This window comes from Halanaerobium sp. (assembly GCF_003070835.1).
The window spans coordinates 1-9,290 of the sequence record NZ_QBLR01000131.1; the positions used below are offsets into that span (position 1 = coordinate 1).

Consider the following 9,290-nt stretch of genomic DNA (forward strand, 5'->3'; position numbering starts at 1 on the left):
ATCTGCTTCAACAACTTCTGAACTAAAAACCTCCCCAATACACTGATGACCAAGGCAGACTCCTAAAATATCAATTTTATCCTTAAAATACTCGATCAGTTCTTTCGAAATCCCAGCATCATCAGGCCGACCGGGACCAGGTGAAATTATAATTTTATCTGGGGCCATAATTGCTACATCCTCAACACTCAACTTATCATTGCGCAGTACCCTGACCTGGTCAAATTCTTCCAGCAGGTGGACTAAATTATAGGTGAAGGAATCATAATTATCAATTACTAAAATCACGGATACCATCCTCTCTTACCACTTCCAGAGCATCAAATAGAGCCCGCCCTTTGCTAAGTGTCTCCTGATATTCTTTGATCGGATCCGAATCAGCAACAATTCCAGCTCCAACCTGTAAGTTAAGCCTGCCTTCGACTAAAGAAAAAGTCCTGATAGTAATACAGCTGTCTAAATTACCATTAAAACTCAAATATGCTACTGTACCTGCATAAACTCCCCGCGCTTCTTTTTCCAGCCCGTCAATCAGCTCAATCGCCTTAATTTTCGGAGCTCCAGACACTGTACCGGCTGGGAAAACTGCCTTTAAAACATCGAGACTGTCCAGCCCATCTCTAAGATTAGCTTCCACCTGGGAAACAATGTGCATCACCTTTGAATAAAACTCAACTTCCATCAACTCTGTCACTTCAACGCTGCCTGGAGCAGCAATCCTACTTAAATCATTGCGGCCCAGATCCAGAAGCATTGTATGCTCAGCTTTTTCTTTTTCATCACTTAAGAGATCCATTTTTAATTCCTGGTCTTCTTTGCTGTTTCTGCCCCTCTGTCTGGTACCTGCCAGCGGTCTGGTCATTACTCTCTCTCCCCTTACTCTAACAAGCACCTCCGGTGAAGAACCAATAATCCTGATTTCGGGAAAATTAAGGTAGAAAGAATAAGGGGAAGGATTTACTGATCTTAAAGCCCGGTAAATCTTAAATAGCGGCAGATCATTTTCTATTGAAAATTTCTGTGATAGCACTATTTGAAAAATATCTCCTGCCTTAATATGTTCTTTTGCCTTTTCCACCATTTTTTTATATTCTCTTTTGGTGGTATTTGACTTTAATTTTTTGTTCTGAGTTGAATCTAAATTAACTGCTGCCGGCTTTAATTTCGAATTATTGTTTTCAATCTCAGATTTTACTTTTTCAATTTCTCCTTTAGCCTCCAGATAAATTTCTTCTTTTTTCTCCGCGCTTAAATCCTCATCTATTTTAATATTATTAATAATTTTAACCGTATTGTGCAGATGATCATAGGCAATTATAATTTTGCTCATCACCAGCAAACTCAGTGGAGTATTGTCTTTTTTTAATTCTTTATCTGCTTCCAGATGATAAATATCCTCCCACTTTTCTATCATTTCATAGTTGAAATAGCCGACAAAACCTCCGGAAAAAGGAGGTAGTTTTTCATTTTCATAAACTTTAAGTTCAGCCAGCTGCTGCTGTAGATAGGGTACTATCTCCTGCCCGGATAATTTTTCTTTTTTGCCCTCTCTAATCACTTCTAAATAATTATCATAATTTTTAAGCACAGCCGCCGGTTTTAAACCGATAAAAGAATAGCGGTCATTTTCCGAGCTCTCTAAAAGATAGGTATAATCTTTTGCTAGAGCTAGTTTTTTATATAAAGAGATTGGAGTCTCAATATCTGCAATAAACTCATCATAAATTGGAATCAGATTGTATTCTGCTGTTAATTCTAAAAATTCATTTTTGCTTTTCATCTCTCTCCTCCTTTAACTTTTTCAGTCTTTAGCCTTAAAACCAGAAAACGGCCAGAGCTTGGTTAAAAGCCTGACCGTAGTTAATATTAGTAAGAGATATTAAAAGTAAATTTTTTTAAAGTTTTAGTTAATTCCGCTTTTAAATTTAAGAACAGCTAAGCTTCAGTTATAAAGTTAAATTAATCTATCTTCCCGATGACAGCATCCTGCTGTCCGGTCAGTTCAGAGCCTCCTGCCCTGAAGATTAATTTAACTTAGCCTTTATCAAGCTGTTCTAATAAATTTAAAAAGTCACGGCACTAAAATTTAAAAATTTACTTTTAATTATTCATAGCTAATTTTAATAATTAAACAAAAAAACCACATTTATATATAGATATAAACCTGGCCCATTAATTACACATATTTGCTCTGCTAATCTAATCTCTAACTCTTCTCTACTAATCTGGGCTTTTCTCATCTCGAATTTTTTTAATTATAACTGAATTCTCTAAATAAGTCAAGAAAAATAATTTCAATTTTACTACGGATACTTTAATCTCATTAATAAAACAGCATTTAAATTAACCCAGCGAAACGTCTAAAAACATCATAACTGCAAACCCCAACATTAAACCTGTTGTAGCTAAATGACTGTTACCTTCTGAATTAGCTTCGGGTATTAATTCTTCTCCAACTACAAAAATCATTGCACCTGCAGCAAAAGCTAAAGCATAAGGAAGTATAGGTCTCATATAATAAACTGCTGCTGCACCTAAAACACCCGCTATAGGTTCGACAGCTCCTGAAAACTGGCCATACATAAAACTTTTCTTTGCAGAAAGACCTTCTCTTTTTAAAGGAATAGATACAGCTGCACCTTCAGGAAAGTTCTGCAGCCCAATCCCCACTGCCAGTGCAACAGCACCAGCGATAGTAGCAGACGGAATACCTGCTGCAACTGCTCCAAAAGCTACTCCAACCGCCAGTCCTTCCGGAAAATTATGTAAAGTCACTGCAAGAACCAGGAGAACACTTCGCTGCCAGTTAGTTTTAATTCCCTCAGGTTCACTTTGAGCTAAAGCGGGATGTAAATGAGGCAAAACCATATCAACCAGACGTAAAAACACTCCTCCCATTAAAAAACCAATTACAGCGGGAATCCAGCCTGCTACTCCCTGATTTTCGGAAATTTCTATTGCAGGAGCAAGTAAAGACCAAAAACTGGCTGCTATCATTATTCCAGCAGCAAAGCCGAGCATACTGTCAAGAAGTCTGCGATCAACATCTTTAAAAAAGAAAACCACTGCTGCCCCCAGAGCTGTAACAAACCAGGTAAATAATGTTGCCAGCAAAGCCTGGATTATGGGTGAAAAATCAATCAAAAAATCAATAATCATTTTATAGCCTCCTCTATATTTTATAATAATTAACACTTTCAAAATTTAACCATAATTCTTTTCTTATCTTATATCATACTATAAATAAACGATTGTTTAAAGCTTAATATATTTTAAAGTTTAAAATTATTAAATGTAAAATGACAACATCATTTCCCCCTCTTTTTTGTTATTATAATACTTAGATTGAAGTTGACTCTAAAAACACATTCTGACTAACATATTAACCGATAAGTTTTAATTTTATAGTAAAATTCTAAAGGAGGAATTGTTTATGAAAACCTTAGTAACCGGTGCAACTGGAAAACTTGGTTCTAAAATAATTAATTTTTTAATGGAAGAAGTCCCGACTGAACAGCTGGCAGTAAGTGTGCGGGATCCCGCTAAAGCAGAGGGTCTTAAAAATAAGGGAGTTGATGTACGTCAGGGAGATTTTGATCAGCCAGAAACGCTAACTACAGCTTTTAAAAACATAGACAAAATTCTGATCATATCAACTACTGGTGATAATGAAACAAGAATTAGGCAGCACAAAAATGCAGTCCAGGCGGCAGAAGAAGCCGGAGTCAATTTTATTGCCTATACCAGCCTGGCAGATGCAGAAAACAGTTCTTTATTTCTGGCACCTGTCCACAGAAAAACTGAAAAAGCAATCAAAGAGACAGGGATTCCCTATTCTTTTTTACGCAATAACTGGTATCTGCGCAATGAAATCCCCAGTATTAAAGCTGCAATGGCAGGTCAACCCTGGGTAACAGCTGCTGAAGACGGAAAAGTTGGCTGGGCCCTGCAAAAAGATTATGCCGCAGCTGCCGCTAAAGTTTTATCTGAATCGGGCCATGAAAATACTATTTATGAACTTTCCGCTCAACCGCTTACTCAATCAGAACTGGTATCAGCTGTAGAAGAAGTGATCGATCAGGAAATTCCAATTAAAAAAGTCAGTGATGAAGAATATAAACAGATAATGAAGGAAAGTGGAATGCCCGAATCTGCTCTGCCAATGGTAGTCGCAATCCAGAAGGGGATTAGAGACGGTGCTCTTAATGTGGAAAGTGATGATTTTGAGAAACTGCTGGGACGCCCTGCAACACCGATTAAAAAATCTTTAAAAGAATTACTGCAGGAAGTCGATTTAATTTAATTCAGATTAAAATATCCAGATGATAGAGTAGGGCGACCACTTAAATGGCTGCCCCCTCATCAAACCGCACGTGCCTTATTAAGGCATACGGCTTACCAACGTGTTTTGATTTGAATTTATATTTTCGCTAATCTCTGTGCATATTTTATTTGACGGACTCTTTTATCGGTATAATAATTCTGACCCTTTTCTCGTGTCCTTTCTACCTTGCGCCTGTTCTTTTTCCTGTTCTTTTCTTTCAGATATTTAATATAATCTTCTATGGTATGACCATATTGATAATTATAATATAACCAGAAAGCAGGAATTAAACCAACCTTTGCAAAGTATTCATTATTCCACTTATTTGACATTGCCCATCCTTTTCTCTGGCCGGGATGGTCATGTATCATTGCTACTCTAAGTCTTCTTCTGATATATCCATCAATTGCTAATAATTCATTGCTGAAAACATTTATATAGCAGTTGCTTTTCTGGCCATAACTTTCATTGGCATTGATAGCTTTATACAAATTTAGAAAATAATTTATCTTGCCTCTGATTACTGGATTAACTCGTTTGAGCCATGATTTGACATTTAAGGTTAGAGTCTTTCCGGTTTTGGCTTTAATACTTTCTTTAAATTTCTGCCAGCTTGATTCTTTAGGTTTGGCTATAAAATATGCTTTGCCATCTCTTTTACGATTTCTCCAGTGCTCAAAAGTATAACCCAGAAAGTCAAAGTCATCATCATTAAAATCAACAACTTTCGTCTTTTCCTCTGATATTTCCAGACCTAACTCATCCAACTTTTCTTTAACTATCTGAATAGCCTTTTTAATATCCTCTTTACTTTTTGCAAACACCAGAAAATCATCGGCATATCTGACAAATCTTATTCCATGTTCCTCTAAAACCCAATCAAGTTCATTTAGATAAGTATTGGCAAGAATTGGCGAAATGACGCCGCCCTGAGGAGTGCCGGAGCTTACATCATGATATTTTCCTTCTTCCATGTAACCTGCTTTTAACCATTTCCATATCATATCCAGCACTGTACCATCTGCTATATATTTATTTAATGTTTTCATTAACTTTTTATGTGGTATATTATCAAAGAATCCTTTGATATCACAATCATATACATAGTTATACCCTGTTTCTATATGCCAGAGAATTAGTTGTAGAGCTCTCTGTACACCTCTGCCAGGTCGGTAACCACAGGACCATTTATGGAAGACTTCTTCTTCAAATTTAGGCTGAATTACATTTACTACAGCCTGCTGAACTATCCTGTCTTCAATAGTTGGTATTCCAAGCGGTCTTACTTTACCATTTTTCTTTGGTATATACTGACGTCTTACCGGTGATGGTTTGTACTCTTTCTCCCTTAATTTATCCAGCAGATTATTTAATTTCTTTCCTGACTGCTTTCCAAATGATTTTAGGGTTTCACCGTCAATTCCACCTGCACCTTTATTGGCCTTTACTTTCTCCCAGGCTTCTTTTAACCGTTTCTCATTCAGTATCTGTCCGTAAATACTATGCCACTTTAATTTTCTTTCTTTATTCTTTAACTCTTTCAAATCTTATTCCACTCCCTGTTTTGCACACATCCAGCTCGTTTATACTATATTCAGTATCGTCACTGTTTTCATTATGCATTATTTAAGTGTGAATTCACTCAGGTCGCACTCCCTTCCGTTCAGAAAATGTTTGGTCATTTTCTTACTTCCGTACTATGGAGGCGTCTGACTTCTCTATCCGTGTTAACAATTTCGGCCTAACCTTATATGTCTTCACCCATTTCTGGTAGGATAGAGATCTCACGGGGTTGTTGCACTTTCCTTCTAAACATGCCCTGCACCTTCACCTGATAAACTTTCGATATTCGTCCGGATTCTTTGAATATCAAATACTCATATTTTGAGTAGATTTCCCATTATTTTCGGATGGTCATCAATTTATCCTGCCGCTCGTACTTTACGCATTTCTGCATTAGGGCCTGTTTATCCACCTGCGGGCTTCTCAGTTTACCGCGTCCCCTTCAGACAGCACTTCACAGCGCTGCCCTGGACCAGGCTTCCCGGGCTATACCGGCATCCCCGGGGAAGGACTTTCACCTTCGAGAAAATTATTCTTCCGGACTCTCGATTCGTTTCTACCTTCAAGGTAACGTAATCGCTGTCCTTAACAATTAATTCATGTACATCTTACATAAGTGCGACTGCCCGTCGCACAAAATTAAGGGCCCGGCTTTTTTCCGGACCCTTTTCTATATTTATAACTAAAATTAAATTTTAAAATAACAATAAACTAATCGCCATTACTCCCATTCCGGCTACAAAACCATAGATCTCCTGATGTTCTTTACCATATTTTCTGGAAGTCGGTAAGAGCTCATCAATAGAAATATAGACCATAATACCTGCTACTGTACCAAACAAGAATCCAAAAACCATATCATTAAAGAATGAACGAAAAATAAAATAACCTACTAAAGCACCAAATGGCTCTGCTAAACCGGAAACAAATGAATAAAACAGGGCCTTCTTTTTGCTTCCTGTAGCATAATAAATAGGAACAGAAACAGAAATACCTTCCGGGATATTATGAATCGCTATTGCAATTGCAATAGAAACACCTAAAGCTGGATCACTTAAGGCAGCTGCAAAAGTAGCCAGACCTTCCGGAAAGTTGTGAATTGCTATTGCCAGAACTGAAAAAGCACCCATTCTCTCCAGATTTTCATTATCTTCAAAGTCATCTGCTTTTAAATGAGAAAGATCCAAATCTGAACGTGGTTCGTGTGGGTTTTCATATTCAGGTACCAATCTATCAATTAAAGCAATAATTAAAATTCCTGTAAAAAATGAAAGAACTGTCATCCACTGCCCTTTGGTGGGGCCATTTAATCCATACCTCCTGCTAAATATTTATTTAAAAATCTTCTTGAAATACTATATTTTAAAGGATTCCAAATCCTATCAACAGACCAGCCATCATCCCTGCATTAGCAAAATGACTGTGCATATGGTTGGACTGTGGAACAAGCTCATCATTAACAATATAGACCATCGCTCCTGCTGCAAAAGCAAGTGAGCCTCCGACAAATGTTGAAGAAATATTAAAAATAGCCATCCCAATTAAAGTCCCAAGAGGTGTCATTAAGCCTGCAATCAAAGTGAAAATAAGCAGTCTTAAATTATCGATCCCTCCAGCTTTTAGAGGTCCAGCAATTGCTAATCCTTCCGGTATATTATGAAAGGCGATAGCAACAGCGATTAAAATACCAACTTCTGGACTGGATTCAAAACCTGCACCAATTGCAAGACCCTCAGGCAGATTATGTAAAGCAATCCCGAAAAGAATTAAATAACCAGTTCTTAAAATTGGGTTTTCAACATGGATCCTTTCCGGATTTTCAACATCCAAATGATCTGCTGAAGAAAGGTGTGAATGCGGAACAAATTTATCAAGGCTCCACATCATCAAAGCACCCAATAAAAATCCAATCACCGTTATTGTCATTGAACCCAAAAGCAGAGCCTCAGGCATCAGTTCGAAAACAGAAATTGCCAGCATTATTCCAGCTGCAAAGCCCAAAAGAGAAGCCAGAGTCTTATTTCCGGGCTCTCCGAAAATCATTAAAACAAAAACACCGATTACTGTTGATGTTCCTGCAAAAAAACTATATAAAAGAGTCTCCATACATTTTCCTCCCTAAAAAACTTTATTTTCAGTAATTATTATTAATTATATCATACAATAAATAGTCTTGAATTAAAAGTTTAACTTAGAATTATATTCATACTTTAATATTAATTTAACTATTAATGCAGTCTGATAGTCTTAATGATTTACAAATAATTTTAAAATGGAAGCACTTTCATTAATCAATTTTTTCTGATATAATTTAAGCGAAAGGTAGGTGGATATTTTGAAAAAATATTTTGAAGTTGATGAATGGAAAGTTATTGAAAATGGTTTTGATAAAAATTACAACCGAGTTACAGAAAGTATTATGAGTTTGGGCAACGGTCATATGGGTCTGCGTGGGAATTTTGCTGAGAATTACACTGGAGACAGCCTGCAGGGTACATATATTGCTGGTGTCTATTATCCTGATAAGACTATCGTTGGTTGGTGGAAAAATGGTTATCCGGAATATTTTGCTAAAATTGCTAATGCTGCCAATTTTATCGGTATAAATTTACAAATAGATGGTTCGGAAATTGATTTAAATAAAGTTGATTTCAGTAATTTCAAAAGGGTATTAAATATGAAAGAGGCTTTTTTGGAAAGATCTTTTACTGTCGAGCTGGAAAACAATCGGGTTGAAATTATAGAAAAAAGATTTTTAAATCAAAAAAATAAAGAACTAGCTGCTGTTAAGTATCAAGTTCGACCTCTTGACCAAGATGCTGAAATAGTTTTAATTCCCCATCTTGATGGTGATGTCAAAAATGAAGATGCAAATTACGATGAGTTTTTCTGGGAAGGACTAGAAAAAGAAAATAACAAAGGTAAAGCTTTGCTTTCAATGAAGACCAGAAAGTCTGATTTTGTTGTAGCCTCAGCTATGAATTGGGATTTAAATAAAAAAGAACGCAAGGTTGAGCTGCTGACCGGACCAGGAGATGAAAATTATGTTGGTAATAAAATAACGCTCAAAGCTGAAGTTGGAGAACAAATTGAGCTAAATAAATATATTGCTGTCTGTACCAGCAGGGACTATGAAGAAAATTTAGTCAGCGAAGAAGCAGAAAAAAAGGCTGCTGAAGCAGAATTCAGAGGCTACGAAGATCTTTTTACAGAACATAAAGAGGCCTGGGCCAAAATCTGGCAGGAAAGTGATATTAAAATTAAAGGTGATCCAGAAGCACAGCAGGGTATTCGTTTCAACATCTTTCATCTCAATCAAACTTATACCGGCCATGATCCCCGTTTAAATATTGGACCTAAAGGATTTACAGGAGAAAAATATGGTGGCTTAACTTACTGGGAT

At 36.7% G+C, this 9,290-nt stretch carries 5 protein-coding genes and 3 pseudogenes; 2 read left to right on the forward strand and 6 right to left on the reverse strand.

Translation table 11 applies throughout. From position 1 onward, the window contains the following. The 3 genes and pseudogenes from CI949_RS12660 to CI949_RS12670 all read right to left on the reverse strand — a co-directional run. Positions 1–288: pseudogene (locus CI949_RS12660) on the reverse strand (aminodeoxychorismate/anthranilate synthase component II); the annotation flags it as partial. Further along, a complete protein-coding gene (locus tag CI949_RS12665) occupies positions 272–1,780 on the reverse strand; it encodes an anthranilate synthase component I family protein (protein ID WP_290767050.1) in 1,509 nt (502 codons plus the stop codon). The gene CI949_RS12665 and the pseudogene CI949_RS12660, both read right to left, overlap by 17 nt. Before the next feature lie 563 nt (positions 1,781–2,343). After that, complete coding sequence (locus CI949_RS12670) at positions 2,344–3,159, reverse strand: ZIP family metal transporter (protein WP_290767052.1); 816 nt, start codon at positions 3,157–3,159, stop codon at positions 2,344–2,346. A gap of 274 nt (positions 3,160–3,433) precedes the next feature. On the opposite strand from CI949_RS12670, the gene CI949_RS12675 reads away from it, so the two are divergent. Beyond that, complete coding sequence (locus CI949_RS12675; RefSeq protein ID WP_290767054.1) at positions 3,434–4,303, forward strand: SDR family oxidoreductase; 870 nt, start codon at positions 3,434–3,436, stop codon at positions 4,301–4,303. A 116-nt stretch (positions 4,304–4,419) separates the two neighbouring features. Here the strand turns inward: CI949_RS12675 and ltrA are convergent, their stop codons facing one another. From ltrA to CI949_RS12690, 3 genes and pseudogenes are all read right to left on the reverse strand, one after another. Beyond that, the gene (gene ltrA, locus CI949_RS12680) at positions 4,420–5,868 is read right to left on the reverse strand and encodes a group II intron reverse transcriptase/maturase (RefSeq protein WP_290767056.1); all 1,449 of its coding nucleotides are present in this window, start codon (positions 5,866–5,868) and stop codon (positions 4,420–4,422) included. A 714-nt stretch (positions 5,869–6,582) separates the two neighbouring features. Beyond that, a pseudogene (zupT, locus tag CI949_RS12685) lies at positions 6,583–7,179 on the reverse strand (zinc transporter ZupT); the annotation flags it as partial. 70 nt (positions 7,180–7,249) lie between these two features. Beyond that, positions 7,250–7,993 carry a ZIP family metal transporter gene (locus tag CI949_RS12690; RefSeq protein ID WP_290767057.1) on the reverse strand — a complete coding sequence of 248 codons (744 nt, stop codon included), beginning with the start codon at positions 7,991–7,993 and terminating at the stop codon, positions 7,250–7,252. Positions 7,994–8,222: 229 nt separating this feature from the next. Here CI949_RS12690 and CI949_RS12695 point away from each other — a divergent pair. Further along, positions 8,223–9,290, forward strand: a pseudogene (locus tag CI949_RS12695) (glycoside hydrolase family 65 protein); the annotation flags it as partial.

Bases quoted from the DNA above. Each gene is read 5' to 3' on its own strand.
- CI949_RS12665 (WP_290767050.1), bottom strand. From the start codon at position 1,780: ATGAAAAGCAAAAATGAATTTTTAGAATTAACAGCAGAATACAATCTG.
- CI949_RS12670 (WP_290767052.1), bottom strand. From the start codon at position 3,159: ATGATTATTGATTTTTTGATTGATTTTTCACCCATAATCCAGGCTTTG.
- CI949_RS12675 (WP_290767054.1), top strand. From the start codon at position 3,434: ATGAAAACCTTAGTAACCGGTGCAACTGGAAAACTTGGTTCTAAAATA.
- CI949_RS12690 (WP_290767057.1), bottom strand. From the start codon at position 7,993: ATGGAGACTCTTTTATATAGTTTTTTTGCAGGAACATCAACAGTAATC.